Here is a 15,255-nt window from a genome sequence, read left to right as displayed (position 1 = left end):
CGGCGGGAGCCGGGTGGCGGGCGTACGACCGAGGCGGCCGCCACGGCGCGGGGGCCGGACGACACCCCGGCGCTACCGCGCGGGCTGGACGCGGCCGGCGGCCTCGCGGCGCTGCGCGGGCTGCTGGACCGCCCGATGGCCTCCTACTATCTGCTGATCTCCAGCGCCGGCCTGCTGCTGCTGATCGGCCTGACCATGGTCTTCTCCGCGACCAGCGTGAAGGACTACGCCGAGGACGGCAACGCCACGGCCTCGGTGGTCAAGCAGGCGATCTTCGCCGTGATCGGGGTGGGCGCCTTCTGGGCCTGCCAGCGGCTGCCCGCCACGACCTACCGGGCGCTCGGCCGGCCGCTGCTCTTCACCGCGATCGGGCTGCTGCTCGTGCTCAACCTGCTGGTCGCCTGGGCCCGGGTGAGCGGAACGGATTCGGCCTCGATCGGCCCGATCGAGGCGTACCTGAACTGGCTGTTCATCGGCGGGATCCAGGTGCAGCCCTCCGAGCTGGCCAAGTTCGCGCTGGTGCTCTGGGGCGCGCACGTGATCGCCCGCAAGGGCGCGGCGCTCGGCTGGTGGCGCGAGCTGGCCACCCCGCTCGTCCCGATGGTCGGGCTGCTCTTCGTGCTGGTCGGCTACAACGACCTGGGCACCATGATCTGCCTGCTCGCGCTGGTCGTCGGGCTGCTCTGGGCGGCCGGGGTGCGGCTGCGGGTCTTCGGCGCGCTCTCGGTCGCCGGTCTGGTCGGCGTCGGCCTGCTCATCGCGGTTGCGTCGCTCGGCGCGGGCTCCGGCGAGCGGGGCGCGGAGAACTACCGCCTCGCCCGCTTGATCTCCTTCTTCAACCCGCCGGACCCGGAGGAGTGCAAGCTGACCGACTGCTACCAGCTCTTCCAGGGGCGGCTCGCGATCGAGCACGGCGGCTGGTTCGGCGTCGGGCTCGGCAAGAGCAGCCTGAAATGGGACTGGCTGCCCGAGGCGCACAACGACTTCATCTTCGCCATCGTCGCCGAGGAGCTGGGGGTGGTCGGCTGCGCGGTGATCCTCACCCTCTTCGCGGTGCTCGCCTACACCGGGCTGCGGATCGCCCGGCGGGTCGACGACCCGTTCCGCCGACTGGCCGCCGCCGCGGTGACGACCTGGCTGGTCAGCCAGGCCGTCATCAATGTCGGTGGGGTGGTCGGGCTGATGCCGATCACGGGTCTGCCGCTGCCGTTCATCTCCGACGGTGGAAGTGCGCTGGTCGTCACGCTCGCGGCGGTCGGCATGCTCGCCTCCTTCGCCCGCGCCGAACCCGATGCGGCCAGAGCCCTCCATGCCCGTCCGCCGGCCCGGTGGGTCCGACTACTCTGGGCCCCGTTGCCGCCGCTTCCCGGCCGGCGTCGCCGGACGGCGCCGCCTCCGGCTGCCCGTGGGCCGGTGCCCCGGGCGCGGCAGCGGCGGTCCGACGAAGAGGCCGCACCCCGCGGCGCCCGGCAGACCCGGGCGCGGAGCGGGACGGCGAGCGAGAGGAGACGCTGATGGGTCCGCTGCGTTCGGTGGTGCTCGCGGGAGGTGGCACCGGGGGGCACGTCTACCCGTTGCTCGCCTTCGCCGACTGCCTGCGCCGACACGACCCCGGCGTCCGGATCACCTGCCTGGGCACACCCCGGGGGATGGAGAACGACCTGATCCCGCCGCAGGGCTACGACCTGCGGCAGATCCCCGCCTACCAGCTGCCCCGCTCGATCAACATGAACCTGGTCCGCACGCCGGGCCGGATGTGGACCGCGGCCCGCGCCGCGGGCAAGGTGATCGACGAGGTCCAGGCCGACGCGGTGGTCGGCTTCGGCGGGTACGTCTCGGTGCCGGCCTACCTCGCAGCCTGGCGCCGGGAGATGCCCATCGTCATCCACGAGGTGAACGTGCCGCCGGGGGTGGCGAACCGGCTCGGCATGAAGTTCACCAAGCACGTCGCGGTCGGCTTCCCGCACCAGCCCCAGCAGGCCGAGTCGTTGCGGGACGCCCGGGTGGTCGGTGTGCCGCTGCGGCGCAGCATCGCCGGGCTGGACCGGGCCGCGCTGCGCAACGCCGCCCGGGCCCACTTCGGGCTCCGTCCGGACCTGCCGGTGCTCTTCGTCGCCGGTGGCTCGTCGGGCGCCCGCTCGATCAACCTCGCGGTCGCCGGCGCGGCCAAGGAACTGGCCCGCAACGGCGTGCAGGTGCTGCACGTGATGGGTGCCCGCAACGAGCCGGTGCCGATCCCCACCGACCTGCCGGTGCCGTACGTGACCCTGCCTTATCTCTCCGAGATGGAGCTGGGCTACGCCGCCGCCGACCTCATGCTCGCCCGGGGCGGGGCGATGACCGTCGCCGAGGTCGCGGCCATCGGCCTGCCCACGATCTTCGTGCCGTACCCGCACAGCAACCAGGAGCAGAAGCGCAACGCGCTGCCCGTGGTGGAGGCCGGCGGCGGGCTGCTCGTCGACGACACCGAGATGACCCCGGCCTGGCTGGAGCGGACGGTGATCCCGCTGGTCCGCGACCCGCACCGGCTCGCCGCGATGGGGGCGGCCGCGGCGGCGTACGGGCGGCGCGACGGCGACGTGGCGTTGCTGAACTACGTCCTGGAGGCGGTGGCCTGATGACCGCGCAGTTCACGCCGGCCGGCACGCTCACCGCCGAGGACCTCGGCACGATCCACCTCATCGGCGTGGGCGGGGTCGGAATGAGCGGCCTGGCCCGGCTCTTCCTCACCCGCGGCATCCCGGTCTCCGGCAGCGAGTTGCGGGAGTGGCCGTCCCTGGCCGGGCTGCGCGCTCTCGGCGGCACGATCCACATGAGCCACGAGGCGACCAACCTCGACGGTGTCGACACGGTGGTCTACTCCTCGGCGATCCCCCAGGACCATCTGGAGCTGGTGGAGGCGCGCCGGCGTGGCCTGCGGGTGCTGCACCGGTCGGAGGCGCTCGCGGCGGCGATGACCGGTCGGCGGGCGGTGGCGGTCGCCGGCACGCACGGCAAGACCACCACGACCTCGATGGTCACCATGGTGCTCCAGCAGGCCGGCACGGATCCGTCCTTCGTGATCGGTGGCGAGATCTCCGAGGTCGGCTCGGGCGCCCACCACGGCACCGGCGAGCACTTCGTGGTGGAGGCGGACGAGAGCGACCGCTCGTTCCTGATCTACCGCCCGTACGTCTCGATCATCACCAACGTCGAGGCCGACCACCTGAACACGTACGGCGACTACGCGACGCTGGAGGCGGCGTTCGTCGAGTTCGCCCGGCTCACCGACCCGCACGGGTTCATCATCACCTGCGCCGACGACCCGGGCGGGCGACGGCTGGCGGAGACGCTGCGCGCCGAGGGGCGCCGGGTGCACACGTACGGTGAGTCGGCCGACGCGGACCTGCGACTGACCGAGATCGCCTCGTCGGCGCAGGGCGTGCGCTATCTCGCCGCGATCGACGGACGGTCGTTGGGCGAGTTCCGCCTGCCGGTGCCGGGGCGGCACATGGGCCTCAACAGCGCCTCGGCGGTGCTCACGGCGTACCTGCTGGAGCTGCCGCTGGAGGCGGCGGAGGCCGCGCTGGCGGCGTTCCCCGGCGTGCGCCGGCGCTTCGAGCGCAAGGGCGTCGCCGACGACGTGCTGGTCTACGACGAGTACGCCTACCACCCCACCTCGATGACGCTGGCGCTGCAGACGCTGCGCGAGGTGGCGGGGGACGGCCGGCTGATCGTGGTCTTCCAGCCCTACCGGCTCTACCGCACCCGGGACCTGCAGGAGGAGATCGCCCAGTCTCTGGCGATCGCCGACGAGCTGGTGCTGCTGGAGGTCTTCGGCCCCGGTGAGCTGCGCCAGCCCGGTGAGGGCTCGGCCGCGCTGATCGAGGCGGTGCCGCTGCCGGCGGAGCGGAAGGTCTTCGTCGACTCCTGGGAGGCGGCGCCGGTGGAGGTGGCCCGGCGGGCCCGCCCCGGTGACGTGGTGGTGACGATGGGCGCGCCGCCCATCTCGCTCATGGGCGACCAACTGCTGGACGCTCTGCTGGCCCGTACGGAGGACGCCTCCGGGGCGGCGACGCGGGCCCCGGGCGGTGCGTCCGGCGGCAGCATGGCCATCGGGGGCACGGTGCCGGGCGCGCCGGCCGCCGGCGGCGGTCAGGCCGCCGGTGACGCCGTGACCCCGGACGGCGCGACGCCCGCCGGCGGATGAGCCCCGGGCCGGCCCGGGGGAGGACCACCGGGGAGGCGGCCGGGCGGCGCGGGCGCGTCGTCCGGCGCTGGCAGCTGGTCCGGGCGGACAGTGACGCGGTGCCGCCCTCGACCCGGCGCTTCATGCGCCGGGCCCGGCAGCGCCGGATGCGCGCCGCGCTGCCCTGGGCGGTCGCCGCGGCGGTGCTCGCGCTGGCCGGACTGATCACCTGGGTCGTCCTCGGCACCGGCCTGTTCGGGGTGCGCGAGGTGCGTGTGGAGGGTGCCGAGATCGTGACGCCGGTGCAGGTACGCGAGGCCGCCGGCGTGCCGGACGGGATCCCGCTGGCCCGGGTGGACCTGGCCGGCACAGCCGGGCGGATCGGCGCGCTGGCGCCGGTGGAGCGGGCGACGGTGTCCCGGGACTGGCCCGGCGCGCTGGTCGTACGCGTGGTGGAGCGCACCCCGTTGGCGGCGGTGCCGCAGGGGGAGCGGTTCGTCGTGATCGACCGCAGCGGCACCGCGTTCCGCACTCTGGACGAGCGTCCGGACGGCTTGCCGCTGGTGCGGGTGAGCCGGCCGGGGGCGGACGATCCGGGCACCCGGGCGGCGGTGGAGGTGCTCGGCGCGCTCACCCCGGAGCTGCGCGACTCCCTGGTGGACGTCACAGTGGAGAGCCTCGCGCTGATCAAGCTTCGCCTGGCCGGTGGTCGGACGCTGATCTGGGGCGACGCGTCCCGGGGCGAGGAGAAGGCGCGGGTGGCCACGGCGCTGCTCGATCAGCGGGCGAGGACGATCGACGTGAGCGCGCCAGAGGTGGTCACCTTCCGGTGACGACGGTCCCGCACCGGTCGGATCGACGTGACCCGGCCCGCTCCGGCGGCGACACGCCGACCGGGTCCTTGGCTCCTGGCGCGAGGACGCTTACGTTGCCCCGAAGAGGATCAGTGGTTGACATAACTGTAAGCCTCTAGTAGAGGGTGAGGGTTCGTCCCTTGTCCTCGTTGGAGACTGCCGACGTCGACCGCTGGCCTGGCCAAGCCGTGTGGGTCGGCCCATGCCAATCTCGAGGGGGAAAGGACCTTCAGATGACACCTCCGCACAACTACCTGGCGGTCATCAAGGTCGTCGGCATCGGTGGCGGCGGCGTGAACGCCGTCAACCGAATGATCGAGGTTGGGCTCAAGGGCGTCGAGTTCATCGCGATCAACACCGACGCGCAGGCGCTGCTGATGAGCGACGCCGACGTGAAGCTCGACGTCGGCCGCGAGCTGACCCGTGGGCTCGGCGCGGGCGCCAACCCGGACGTCGGCAAGAACGCCGCCGAGGACCACCGCGACGAGATCGAGGAGGTGCTCAAGGGCGCCGACATGGTCTTCGTGACCTGCGGTGAGGGTGGTGGCACCGGCACCGGCGGCGCGCCCGTGGTGGCGAACATCGCCCGCAAGCTCGGCGCGCTCACCATCGGCGTGGTGACCCGGCCGTTCTCGTTCGAGGGCAAGCGCCGGCAGGTGCAGGCCGAGGCCGGGATCGACGAGCTGCGCAACCAGTGCGACACGCTGATCGTCATCCCGAACGACCGGCTGCTCGCCCTCGGCGACCGCAACATCAGCATGATGGACGCGTTCCGCACCGCCGACCAGGTGCTGCTCTCCGGTGTCCAGGGCATCACCGACCTGATCACCACGCCGGGTCTGATCAACCTCGACTTCGCCGACGTGAAGAGCGTGATGAGCGGCGCGGGCAGCGCGCTGATGGGCATCGGCAGCGCCCGGGGCGAGAACCGCGCGGTGGAGGCGGCCGAGGCGGCGATCTCCAGCCCGCTGCTCGAGCAGAGCATGGACGGCGCCCGCGGGGTGCTGCTCTCCATCGCCGGTGGCTCCGACCTCGGTCTGTTCGAGATCAACGACGCGGCGCAGCTGGTCACCGACGCGGCCCACCCGGACGCGAACATCATCTTCGGCGCGGTCATCGACGACGCGCTCGGCGACGAGGTGCGGGTGACCGTCATCGCGGCGGGCTTCGACGGTGGGGCGCCCGCGTACAAGGCGGCCGAGCCGGGGCGGAAGACCAACCAGAACCAGCCGGCACCGCAGAACCCGCCGGTGGCGGCGTCGCCGACCGTGCCGGCGCCGCAGCAGTCGCCGCGCCGCGTACTCTTCGACGACGTCGACGTGCCCGACTTTCTCAAGAACGGATCCTGAGCGCCACCGATGACCGACAGCTCGACCAGGGTGCGGCCCGACCGCCGTGCCGAACTGGCGGCCGCGCTCGCCGGGGTACGCTCCCGGATCGCGGACGCCTGCGCGGCCGCCGGACGGGACCGCGCCGAGGTCACCATGATCGCGGTGACGAAGACCTACCCGGCCGTCGACGTGCTGGCGCTGGCCGAACTCGGCGTGACCGACGTCGGGGAGAACCGGGACCAGGAGGCCGCCGCCAAGGCCGCCGAGGTCGCGGCGGCCGGGGTGACGCCGCGCTGGCACTTCGTCGGACGGCTGCAACGCAACAAGGCCCGTTCGGTGGTCGGCTACGCCGACGCGGTGCACTCGGTGGACAGTGTCCGGCTGGCCCGGGCGCTGGACGTCGCGGCGGCCGGTCGGGACCGGCCGTTGACCGCGCTGGTGCAGGTGAGCATCGACGGCGACTCGGCACGCGGTGGCGCGCTGCCGGACTCGGCCGATCCGGACGTCGGGCTGGGCGCGGTCGCCGAGGCGATCGCGGCGGCGCCGGCGCTGCGGCTGGCGGGGCTGATGGCCGTGGCGCCGCTGGGCTGGGAGCCGGAGCGGGCCTTCGCCCGGCTGGCCGAGGTGGCCGAGTGGATGCGGACGCTCCACCCGGAGGCGACGGCGCTGTCGGCCGGTATGAGTGGCGACCTGGAAATCGCGATCAGATACGGCGCGACACATGTCCGCGTCGGTAGCGCGTTGCTCGGAATGCGCCCCACGCTGCGGTAGCCTGACCGCGAAAGAAGCAAATTACATCGGTGTTGTTTCAGGAGCGGCATCCCGTCGTCGGGGGTCGTGGCACACGACGCGAATCGCGTGCCAGTGGATTGCCGTTCCGGTCCGGTGGGCAGAGGTAGGTCCACTCGCGACAGCGACACGGCACGGGGGCGCGTGCCGCACGGCGGATGGAAGGGCGCGGGATGGGTGCACTGCGCAAGGCGGGGGTCTGGCTCGGTCTGGTCGAAGAGGACGACGAGCGGGCCTACGACGACGGTGGCTACGACAAGGGTGGCTACCGTGACTCGCGCTACCGGCAGAGCCGGTACGCGGAGGAGTTCGCCGACGAGGAGGACGAGGCCGAGGAGCCGCCGGCACCGCGCCCGCGGCTGGGGGAGCGTGGCCGCCTCACGGAGCGGACGAGTGGTCGTGCCACGGAGGCCGAGCGGACCGAGTCGGAGCGCCCGGAGCGCCCCGAGCGGTCCAGCGTCCGGTCGATCACCCGGTCGACGGGGGAGACCTCCGGCGCGCTGACCTACCACACCCGCGACAACCTCGCCCTCGCCCCGCAGACCGCGCCGCGGGAGCGGACGGTCGCCGCCGACGAGGAGCAGCGTTACCAGATCACCACCCTGCACCCGACCACCTACCGCGAGGCGCGCACCATCGGCGAGCATTTCCGCGACGGGGTACCAGTGATCATCAACCTCACCGAGATGGACGAGGCGGACGCCCGCCGTCTGGTGGACTTCGCCGCCGGGTTGGCGTTCGGGCTGCGCGGTACGATCGAGCGCGTGACCAATCGGGTGTTCCTGCTCTCACCGGCCAACGTCCAGGTCACCGCGGAGGACAAGGCCAAGATCGCTGAGGGCGGGTTTTTCAGCCTGAGTTGACCCCGCCCGACCCGAGGGACGTCGCCTGCCGTGTTGTCGATCCTGCTCCAGGTTCTGTACCTGGTCCTCTATGTCTTCCTGTTGCTTCTCCTGTCCCGGTTCGTCCTGAGCGCGGTGCTGCAGTACGGACGTCGTTGGCAACCGGGTCGCGGCGCATCGGCGGGACTGGAATCCGTGTGGAGCGTCACTGATCCCCCTCTCAGCGCGTTGAGGCGTGTGATCCCTCCGCTTCGAATTGGTACCGTGAGCATCGACCTGGCCTCCCTTGTGCTCCTGGTTATCCTGTTCGTGCTGATGGAGTTCGTGTTGAGGCCGTCGATCTTGGCAACCGCCTGATGACCGACGCGCTTTCGCGGCCGCAACTGACCCGAGGAGTTTCGATGCCGCTGACCCCGGCCGACGTTCACAACGTCGCCTTCAAAAAGCCGCCGATCGGCAAGCGGGGGTATGACGAGGAGGAGGTCGACGCCTTCCTGGACGAGGTCGAGCGCGAACTCGCCCGTCTCATCGAGGAGAACAACGAGCTGCGCGCCCAGGTGGAGCGCGGCGGCCGTGGCGGCGCCCCCGCCGGCCCCGGCGGTGACGCCCGCCTCGCGGCGGAGCTCAACGACGTCAAGGCCCAGCTCGACCGGGTGCAGCGCGACAAGGCCGCGGCCGACCAGGCCGCCCGTGCGATGCAGGCCGAGCTGGAGCAGGTGCGGGCCGCCGGCGGCGTTGCCGCTGCCGCCGCCGTCGGTGACGGTGAGCAGCAGGCCCTGCGGGTGCTGATGATGGCCCAGCGGACGGCTGACGACCACGTCACCGCCGCCCAGCGCGAGGCCGACCAGGTCCTCGCCGAGGCTCGGTCGAAGGCCGAGGAGGTGACCCGAGAGGCGCGGGCGAAGGCCGACGCGCTCGAGCGGGACGCCCGCCAGCGGCACCAGGAGGCCATGGGCGGCCTGGACGCCAAGCGCACCGCGCTGCAGAAGCACATCGAGGAGCTCAAGCAGTTCGAGCGCGAGTACCGCACCCGCCTCAAGGCCTACCTGGAGAGCCAGCTGCGCGACCTCGACGGCCGCGGTCAGGGCCTGGAGGCCGAGATGACCCGCTCCGAGAGCGGTCGCGTCGCGGGCGGTAACGGGCTGGCCACCGCTGGTCTCGCCAGCTCCTACGGTGGCGGTCGCTCCGGCGCTCTCGAGGCCGGTCGCTGATCTTCGGTCGGCGGCCGTCAGCGTGACGGTCGCCGACCACCTGGACCGTACGACGCGGCGGGGGTGAGCCCGTGATAGTCGCAAGCCTTGTGCTCATCCTCGTCGCTGTGGCGCTGCTGGTGGCGGGTCTCGCCGGCGGCTCCAGCCCGATGTTGATCATCTCGATCGCGGCCAGTCTGCTGGCCGCCGTCGCGTTGGTGGTGGGTGCCCGCCAGGCCGCCGTCACCCGGGCGACGGCGGATCCGGTCCGGGACGACCGGCGGAAGCCGGACGAGACCCGGCCGGCCGAACCGGTAGCCCCGGACGTGGCGTACGGTCCGGCGCCGGTCGAGCCGGAGATCCCGGTCCAGCATGTTCCCTCGACAGTCGGCAGCGGCGACGGGTGGCGGCAAACGCCCGTCCCGCCCGCCGACGACGAGTCGCCCCCGCCGGCCACCGGCCCCGCGGGGGCGTACGACGACGAACCCGGAGCCCAGCCCGTGACGCCCGCCGAGGCGTCGCGGGTGGCCCGGCTCTTCGACGAGGTCCACGTGGTCGACGGCCGTCCCCGCTACCACCTGGCCGACTGCGCCCATCTGGTCGAACGGGCGCACGAGCCGCTGCCGGCGGCGGAGGCGGTCGAGCTCGGCTTCACCCCGTGCGCCCGATGCACGCCGGCCACCGCGTTGCTCGCCGACATCCGGCCGAGCTGAGCGAGGATGCCGGTGCCCGCGCCCGACAGGCTCACCGTGGCCGTCCGGGTCAAGCCCGGCGCCGCCCGGTCGCGGGTCGGCGGCCGGTTCGACGGCCCGCACGGGCCCGCACTGGTCATCGCCGTGAACGCGCCGGCGGTCGACGGCCGGGCCACCGAGGCCGCCCGCCGGGCACTCGCCGGGGCGCTCGACGTCCGCCCCTCGGCGGTTTCGCTGCGCGCCGGCGCGGCCAGCCGCGACAAGCTCTTCCTCATCGAACGGCCCGGCCCGGCGCTGCCCGAACTGCTGCGCCGGCTGCGCGACGGATCCGGCGAGTGAGGAGCTGCCGGGCTGGGCGATCGTGACGCCCGGGCTGGACCTCGCGCTGCTCGTCGGCGCCGCCGTGCTGCTGATCGCGGTCGGCGCGGTACGGCTCTCCAGCCGTCTCGGCGTGCCGAGCCTCCTGGTCTACCTGGCGCTGGGCGTCGCGATCGGTGAGGCCGGGCTGGGCATCCAGTTCGAGGACGCCACGCTCACCCGTACCCTCGGCTTCTGCGCGCTCATCGTGATCATCGCGGAGGGCGGGCTCACCGCGCGCTGGAGCACGCTCCGCCCGGTGCTCGGGCTCTCCGCCGTGTTGGCGACGGTCGGGGTGATCGTCAGCATCGTGGTGGTCGGGGTCGCCGTCCACTTCCTGCTCGGGCTCGAGTGGCGGCTGGCGCTGCTCTACGGCGCGGTGCTCTCCTCCACCGACGCGGCGGCGGTGTTCGCGACCCTGCGCCGGCTGCGCCTGCCGCCCCGGCTGGTGGCCTCGCTGGAGGCCGAGTCCGGCATGAACGACGCACCGGTGGTGCTGCTCGTGGTGCTGCTCTCGGTGGAGAGCGCCGGGCATCCGTGGTGGTACGAGGTCGGCCTGGTGGGTTACGAGCTGATCGTCGGCGCGGCGGTCGGTGTCGGGGCCGGGCTCGCCGGGCGGTGGACGCTGCGCCGGGCGGCGCTGCCGTCGGCGGGGCTGTACCCGATCGCGGTGGTGGGCTTCACCGTGCTGGCGTACGCGGCCGGGGCGGTGCTGCACGCCTCCGGTTTCCTCGCCGTCTACGTGGCCGGGGTGCTGCTCGGCAACGCCCGCCTGCCGCACCGGCAGGCCATCCTCGGCTTCGCCGACGGGCTGGCCTGGCTGGCCCAGATCGGTCTCTTCGTGCTGCTGGGTCTGCTGGCGTCGCCGGGCCGGCTGGACGCGGCGGTGCTTCCTGCGGTGGTGACCGGGCTGGCCCTGGTGCTGGCGGCCCGGCCGCTGTCGGTGGTGGTCTCCGCGCTGCCGTTCCGGGTCGGTCTGCGCGAGCAGGCCTTCCTCTCCTGGGCCGGGCTGCGCGGCGCGGTGCCGATCGTGCTGGCCACCATTCCGCTCTCCGAGCGGGTGCCCGGCGCGGACCGGCTCTTCGACGCCGTCTTCGTGCTGGTGGTGATCTTCACGGTGCTGCAGACCACCACGTTGGCGCCGGTGGCCCGCCGCCTCGGCGTGACCGCGCCGGCCGAGGCCGCGGAGGTGCACGTCGAGACGGCGCCGCTGGAACGGATGCGGGCCGATCTGCTGCAGCTGGAGGTGCCGGAGGGGTCCCGCCTGGCCGGGGTGCACATCGACGAGCTGCGGCTGCCGCAGGGGGCGTCGGTGACGCTGGTGCTGCGGGACGGGGTGGGTTTCGTGCCGCGCCAGGACACCCGGCTCAAGGCCGGCGACAGCTTGTTGATCGTCGCTACGGCGGGCGCGCGGGACGAGGCGGAGCGGCGGCTGCGGGCGGTCAGTCGGCGGGGTCGGCTGGCCCGGTGGTTTGGCGAGTACGGCGACGACCGCGACGATTGATCTGCTAGCGTTCCTTTTGCCCCAGTTAGGTGGGGCTTGGGGCTGAATAGTGGTGCGTCGGTGCGGCACGTTGTCGGACGCCTGTACGTTCCGTATTCTTGCCAACCTCTGGAGTGCGCGGCGGTCGTAGCCGCGCGCCCCTTTTCGTACCTGGGGGTCGCCGGATCGGTACCCCCTGTCCAGGTTCCGCGGATCGCCGCGGTTCCGCGGCCTAGGGAGCGACCCATGGCGAAGCCAGCCGAGACCAGGACCGCCGGACGCAAGGCGCCGGCGAAGCCCGCCCGCAGTGCCGCGGAGACCGAGAAGATCCGGGCCGCTCTGGCGGCGCGGCGGGACGAGCTGCGCGCCGAGTACGATCAGACGCTGAGCGAGATCACCGAGCTGCAGCGCGATCGGCTGACCGACTCGGCCGGGGACGACCAGGCCGACACCGGGACCAAGACGTTCGAGCGGGAGCAGGAGATCTCCCTCGCCAACAGCATCCTGGAACGGATCACGCAGGTCGAACGGGCGCTGGAGCGGCTCGACAAGGGCAGCTACGGCTGGTGCGAGCGGTGCGGCAACCCGATCCCGGTGGAGCGGCTCGCCGCCTTCCCGTCGGCCACCCTCTGCGTGACCTGCAAGCAGCTGGAGGAGCGGCGCTGAGGTCCGCTCCCCGGCGGCGAAGAAGACGGTGAGCGATCACCGCCGAGTCGATGGGGAGCAGATGAGCGAAGCACCGTCCGCCGGAACCGGCAGTGACGAACCGGTCCGCCGGAGGGCCCGGCCGGGAGCCGTCGCCATCCTTGCCGGCACAGGGCTGGCAGCCCTGCTGCTGGACCTGCTCACCAAGCACCTGGCGCTGGTCCACCTCACCGACCGGGAGCCGCTGCGGCTGCTCGGCGGGCTCATCTACCTCAACCTGATCCGCAACAGCGGCGCCGCGTGGAGCATCGGCTCCGACCACACCTGGGTCTTCCCGCTGATCACCATCGCGGTGATCGGCTGGATCGTCTGGATGGCGCTGCGGCTGCGCTCCGTCCCCTGGGCGATCTCACTGGGGCTCGTGCTGGGCGGGGCGCTCGGCAACCTCATGGACCGGATCTTCCGCGCCCCCGGGCACTTCGTCGGCCACGTGGTCGACATGATCAGTGTCTTCGGTCCGTTCGGCGAGTACTTCCCCGTGTTCAACCTGGCCGACAGCTCGTTGGTCTGCGGCGTCATCCTCGCCGTGCTGCTGGAGCTCACCGGACGCCAGCGCGACGGCGGCCGGGTCGGCCGGGACGGCCGCCCGGCGGCGGACCCGGCGACCGTCACCGAGCAGCGGGAGCGCGCATGACCTCGGCATTCGCCGGCGGAGGCGGGCAGCGGTCGCTCCCCGTGCCGGACGGCCTCGACGGCATGCGGCTGGACCAGGCGGTCTCGCGGCTCTTCGGCCTGTCCCGCACCGCCGCGGCGGCGCTGGTGGACGCCGGGGACGCGCTCGTCGACGGCGCGGCCCGTCCCAACTCGCACAAGGTCAAGGCCGGCTCGTGGCTGGAGGTGACCCTGCCCGCCCCGCCCGCGCCGCCGACCGTGGTGCCCCAGGCGGTGCCCGGCCTGCGGGTCGTCTACGCCGACGACGACATCGTGGTGGTGGACAAGCCGGTGGGCGTCGCCGCCCACCCGAGCCCCGGCTGGACCGGCCCCACCGTGATCGGCGCGCTGGCCGCCATCGGCCACCGCATCTCCACCAGCGGCGCGGCCGAGCGGCAGGGCGTGGTGCACCGGCTGGACGTGGGCACCACCGGGGTCATGGTGGTGGCCAAGAGCGAGCACGCCTACAGCGCGTTGAAGCGGGCGTTCAAGTACCGCGACGTGGAGAAGCGCTACCACGCCGTGGTGCAGGGACACCTGGACCCGCTGCGCGGCACCGTCGACGCCCCGATCGACCGGCACCCCACCCACGACTACCGGTGGGCGGTGGTCTCGGGCGGCAAGCCGAGCATCACCCACTACGACACCCTGGAGGCGTTCCCGGCGGCCAGCCTGCTCGACGTCCGGCTGGAGACCGGTCGTACCCACCAGATCCGGGTGCACCTCTCCACCCTGCGCCACCCCTGCGTGGGCGATCTCACCTACGGCGCCGACCCCACCCTCTCGGCCCGGCTGCGGCTCGACCGGCAGTGGCTGCACGCCCGCGAACTGAGCTTCCTGCACCCCCGAACGGGGGAGCAGGTCCGCTTCGTCAGCGACTACCCTGACGACCTGGAACGCGCGCTCCGGATCCTGCGCGACTGAGAGACTGTCGGAACCCTGCGGCGGCTGCGGCGGGCCCAGCCGACGACCGGCGGCGTTGGAGATCGGTCCGGATACGACACCGGTATCCGGACCGATCTCGGCCATGCCGGATCGTCGCCCGGACTCCGCCTCGCCCGCCCCCGGGTTTCCCGACGATCTCTGAGCGAGCGGTCCGTCCGACACCGACCAACGAGGGGAACCCGCCCGTGCGTGCCGGCGACCTGCTGCGCCAGATCGACCAGAGGCTCCTGCCGCTGCTGAGCCAGGCGGTGGCGCGGCTCGGCGAGACCTCCGCCCGGTCGCGGGTGCTCGCCGGCACGGCACTGCTCTCGGTGACGGCGGTGCTGCTCACCGCCGTCTGGGCCGCCGACGACCGCCCGGTCGGGGATCCGACCGTCGGCGAGGTGACCCGGGTCGGAGTGGTCGACGGGGACTCGGTGCCGGGCTACCTACGGGCCGCGGCCGCCGATCTGGCCACGCTGGCGGAGCCCGCCGCGACCCCCGCCGACGGCACGTACGCGCTGGTCTCGCTGGACAGCTACCTGGCGCCGCAGGGCCTGGACGCGGTGCTCGGCGACGTGTCGGTCGCCGCGGTCTTCGGGCGGGTGCCGCTGCCCGGCCGGCAGACCGAGATCGTCCGGATACCGGCGCAGCGCGTCCCCGAGGACGTGATCGCCGCGATGGCCGAGGTGGCTGCCCGCAAGGACCGGGAAGCCGCCGACTACCGGGCCCGCGTCGCCGCGACGACCGGCGATGCCGAGCTGCGCCAGCTGTACGCCAGCGGTGCGGAGGTGGCCGACGCCGAGGCCGCCGCGTACCGCGCCGGGTGCGCCTGCGTGTACGCGGCGGTCGTCCGGGCGCAACCGGCGACGCTGCGTGCCGTGGCGTCGCGGCGCGCCGTGCGGGCGGTGGATCCGGCGCCCGAGGTGCACCGGCTCGACCGGACGGTCTTCACCCCGCCGCTGCCCGAACAGCGCGACGTGGTCCGGCCCCCCGCCGATGCGGCGCTGCCCGAGGCGACCCCGTCGCCCTCCGCGAGTTCGCCCACGGCGTCGCCCAGCCCGACGGCGGTCGAATCGTCGGAACCAGCGCCGACCGTCACGGAGTCGTCACCCACGCCGGAGCAGGAAACGCCTTCAGCTCCGCCGCCGACCGTCACCACCTCGCCCGATGCCTCCGGTGGACGCCCGGTGCAGCCGACACAATCATGATCATGCCGCCGGAGGTGCGCGGGGCGGTGTGGCCCGCATAGGGTTTCCTTCGTAGCCT

At 73.2% G+C, this 15,255-nt stretch carries 16 protein-coding genes; all 16 read left to right on the top strand.

Translation table 11 applies throughout. The features are described from left to right. Positions 1-135: 135 nt before the first annotated feature. The 16 genes from D7044_RS07345 to D7044_RS07270 all read left to right on the top strand — a co-directional run bounded on the left by D7044_RS07345 (position 136) and on the right by D7044_RS07270 (position 15,197). Positions 136-1,515: an FtsW/RodA/SpoVE family cell cycle protein gene (locus tag D7044_RS07345; RefSeq protein ID WP_120678892.1), complete on the top strand. Its 1,380-nt coding sequence runs from the start codon at positions 136-138 to the stop codon at positions 1,513-1,515. Beyond that, positions 1,515-2,618: an undecaprenyldiphospho-muramoylpentapeptide beta-N-acetylglucosaminyltransferase gene (gene murG / locus D7044_RS07340; RefSeq protein WP_120678173.1), complete on the top strand. Its 1,104-nt coding sequence runs from the start codon at positions 1,515-1,517 to the stop codon at positions 2,616-2,618. Before D7044_RS07345 ends, murG begins: the two co-directional genes overlap by 1 nt. Beyond that, positions 2,618-4,189, top strand: a complete 1,572-nt coding sequence (murC, locus tag D7044_RS07335; RefSeq protein ID WP_120688342.1) for a UDP-N-acetylmuramate--L-alanine ligase — start codon at positions 2,618-2,620, stop codon at positions 4,187-4,189. Before murG ends, murC begins: the two co-directional genes overlap by 1 nt. Then, positions 4,186-5,001, top strand: a complete 816-nt coding sequence (locus D7044_RS07330) for a cell division protein FtsQ/DivIB (protein ID WP_120678169.1) — start codon at positions 4,186-4,188, stop codon at positions 4,999-5,001. The genes murC and D7044_RS07330 overlap by 4 nt, the downstream gene beginning before the upstream one ends. A 254-nt stretch (positions 5,002-5,255) precedes the next feature. Beyond that, positions 5,256-6,371, top strand: a complete 1,116-nt coding sequence (gene ftsZ, locus D7044_RS07325; RefSeq protein ID WP_120678167.1) for a cell division protein FtsZ — start codon at positions 5,256-5,258, stop codon at positions 6,369-6,371. A 9-nt stretch (positions 6,372-6,380) separates the two neighbouring features. Then, positions 6,381-7,124 carry a YggS family pyridoxal phosphate-dependent enzyme gene (locus tag D7044_RS07320; RefSeq protein WP_120678165.1) on the top strand — a complete coding sequence of 248 codons (744 nt, stop codon included), beginning with the start codon at positions 6,381-6,383 and terminating at the stop codon, positions 7,122-7,124. Between the two features lie 191 nt (positions 7,125-7,315). After that, positions 7,316-8,005: a cell division protein SepF gene (locus tag D7044_RS07315; protein ID WP_120678163.1), complete on the top strand. Its 690-nt coding sequence runs from the start codon at positions 7,316-7,318 to the stop codon at positions 8,003-8,005. A 30-nt stretch (positions 8,006-8,035) separates the two neighbouring features. Continuing rightward, positions 8,036-8,341, top strand: a complete 306-nt coding sequence (locus D7044_RS07310) for a YggT family protein (protein WP_120678161.1) — start codon at positions 8,036-8,038, stop codon at positions 8,339-8,341. Positions 8,342-8,385: 44 nt separating this feature from the next. After that, complete coding sequence (locus tag D7044_RS07305) at positions 8,386-9,195, top strand: DivIVA domain-containing protein (protein ID WP_120678159.1); 810 nt, start codon at positions 8,386-8,388, stop codon at positions 9,193-9,195. A 71-nt stretch (positions 9,196-9,266) separates the two neighbouring features. Then, complete coding sequence (locus tag D7044_RS07300; RefSeq protein ID WP_120678156.1) at positions 9,267-9,887, top strand: hypothetical protein; 621 nt, start codon at positions 9,267-9,269, stop codon at positions 9,885-9,887. A gap of 6 nt (positions 9,888-9,893) precedes the next feature. Continuing rightward, positions 9,894-10,205: a DUF167 domain-containing protein gene (locus D7044_RS07295; protein WP_120678153.1), complete on the top strand. Its 312-nt coding sequence runs from the start codon at positions 9,894-9,896 to the stop codon at positions 10,203-10,205. 22 nt (positions 10,206-10,227) lie between these two features. Beyond that, entirely contained in the window at positions 10,228-11,727 is a 1,500-nt protein-coding gene (locus D7044_RS07290; RefSeq protein WP_120678147.1) for a potassium/proton antiporter, read from the top strand. A 225-nt stretch (positions 11,728-11,952) separates the two neighbouring features. Continuing rightward, positions 11,953-12,372, top strand: coding sequence for a TraR/DksA family transcriptional regulator (locus tag D7044_RS07285; RefSeq protein ID WP_120678144.1), 420 nt, complete (start codon positions 11,953-11,955; stop codon positions 12,370-12,372). A 61-nt stretch (positions 12,373-12,433) separates the two neighbouring features. Further along, positions 12,434-13,045: a signal peptidase II gene (gene lspA, locus D7044_RS07280; RefSeq protein ID WP_120678142.1), complete on the top strand. Its 612-nt coding sequence runs from the start codon at positions 12,434-12,436 to the stop codon at positions 13,043-13,045. After that, positions 13,042-13,986: an RluA family pseudouridine synthase gene (locus tag D7044_RS07275; protein WP_120688341.1), complete on the top strand. Its 945-nt coding sequence runs from the start codon at positions 13,042-13,044 to the stop codon at positions 13,984-13,986. Before lspA ends, D7044_RS07275 begins: the two co-directional genes overlap by 4 nt. A gap of 206 nt (positions 13,987-14,192) precedes the next feature. Next, a complete protein-coding gene (locus D7044_RS07270) occupies positions 14,193-15,197 on the top strand; it encodes a hypothetical protein (RefSeq protein ID WP_120678136.1) in 1,005 nt (334 codons plus the stop codon). Positions 15,198-15,255: the final 58 nt, after the last annotated feature.

Origin of the sequence: Micromonospora musae (genome assembly GCF_003626635.1) — a bacterium.
Taxonomy (GTDB): Bacteria; Actinomycetota; Actinomycetes; order Mycobacteriales; family Micromonosporaceae; genus Micromonospora; species Micromonospora musae.
The sequence above is the reverse complement of the archived record's forward strand: the minus strand, read 5'-3'. Positions and strand labels throughout refer to the sequence as shown.

Bases quoted from the DNA above. Each gene is read 5' to 3' on its own strand.
- D7044_RS07345 (WP_120678892.1), top strand. From the start codon at position 136: ATGGCCTCCTACTATCTGCTGATCTCCAGCGCCGGCCTGCTGCTGCTG.
- murG (WP_120678173.1), top strand. From the start codon at position 1,515: ATGGGTCCGCTGCGTTCGGTGGTGCTCGCGGGAGGTGGCACCGGGGGG.
- murC (WP_120688342.1), top strand. From the start codon at position 2,618: ATGACCGCGCAGTTCACGCCGGCCGGCACGCTCACCGCCGAGGACCTC.
- D7044_RS07330 (WP_120678169.1), top strand. From the start codon at position 4,186: ATGAGCCCCGGGCCGGCCCGGGGGAGGACCACCGGGGAGGCGGCCGGG.
- ftsZ (WP_120678167.1), top strand. From the start codon at position 5,256: ATGACACCTCCGCACAACTACCTGGCGGTCATCAAGGTCGTCGGCATC.
- D7044_RS07320 (WP_120678165.1), top strand. From the start codon at position 6,381: ATGACCGACAGCTCGACCAGGGTGCGGCCCGACCGCCGTGCCGAACTG.
- D7044_RS07315 (WP_120678163.1), top strand. From the start codon at position 7,316: ATGGGTGCACTGCGCAAGGCGGGGGTCTGGCTCGGTCTGGTCGAAGAG.
- D7044_RS07305 (WP_120678159.1), top strand. From the start codon at position 8,386: ATGCCGCTGACCCCGGCCGACGTTCACAACGTCGCCTTCAAAAAGCCG.
- D7044_RS07295 (WP_120678153.1), top strand. From the start codon at position 9,894: ATGCCGGTGCCCGCGCCCGACAGGCTCACCGTGGCCGTCCGGGTCAAG.
- D7044_RS07285 (WP_120678144.1), top strand. From the start codon at position 11,953: ATGGCGAAGCCAGCCGAGACCAGGACCGCCGGACGCAAGGCGCCGGCG.
- lspA (WP_120678142.1), top strand. From the start codon at position 12,434: ATGAGCGAAGCACCGTCCGCCGGAACCGGCAGTGACGAACCGGTCCGC.
- D7044_RS07275 (WP_120688341.1), top strand. From the start codon at position 13,042: ATGACCTCGGCATTCGCCGGCGGAGGCGGGCAGCGGTCGCTCCCCGTG.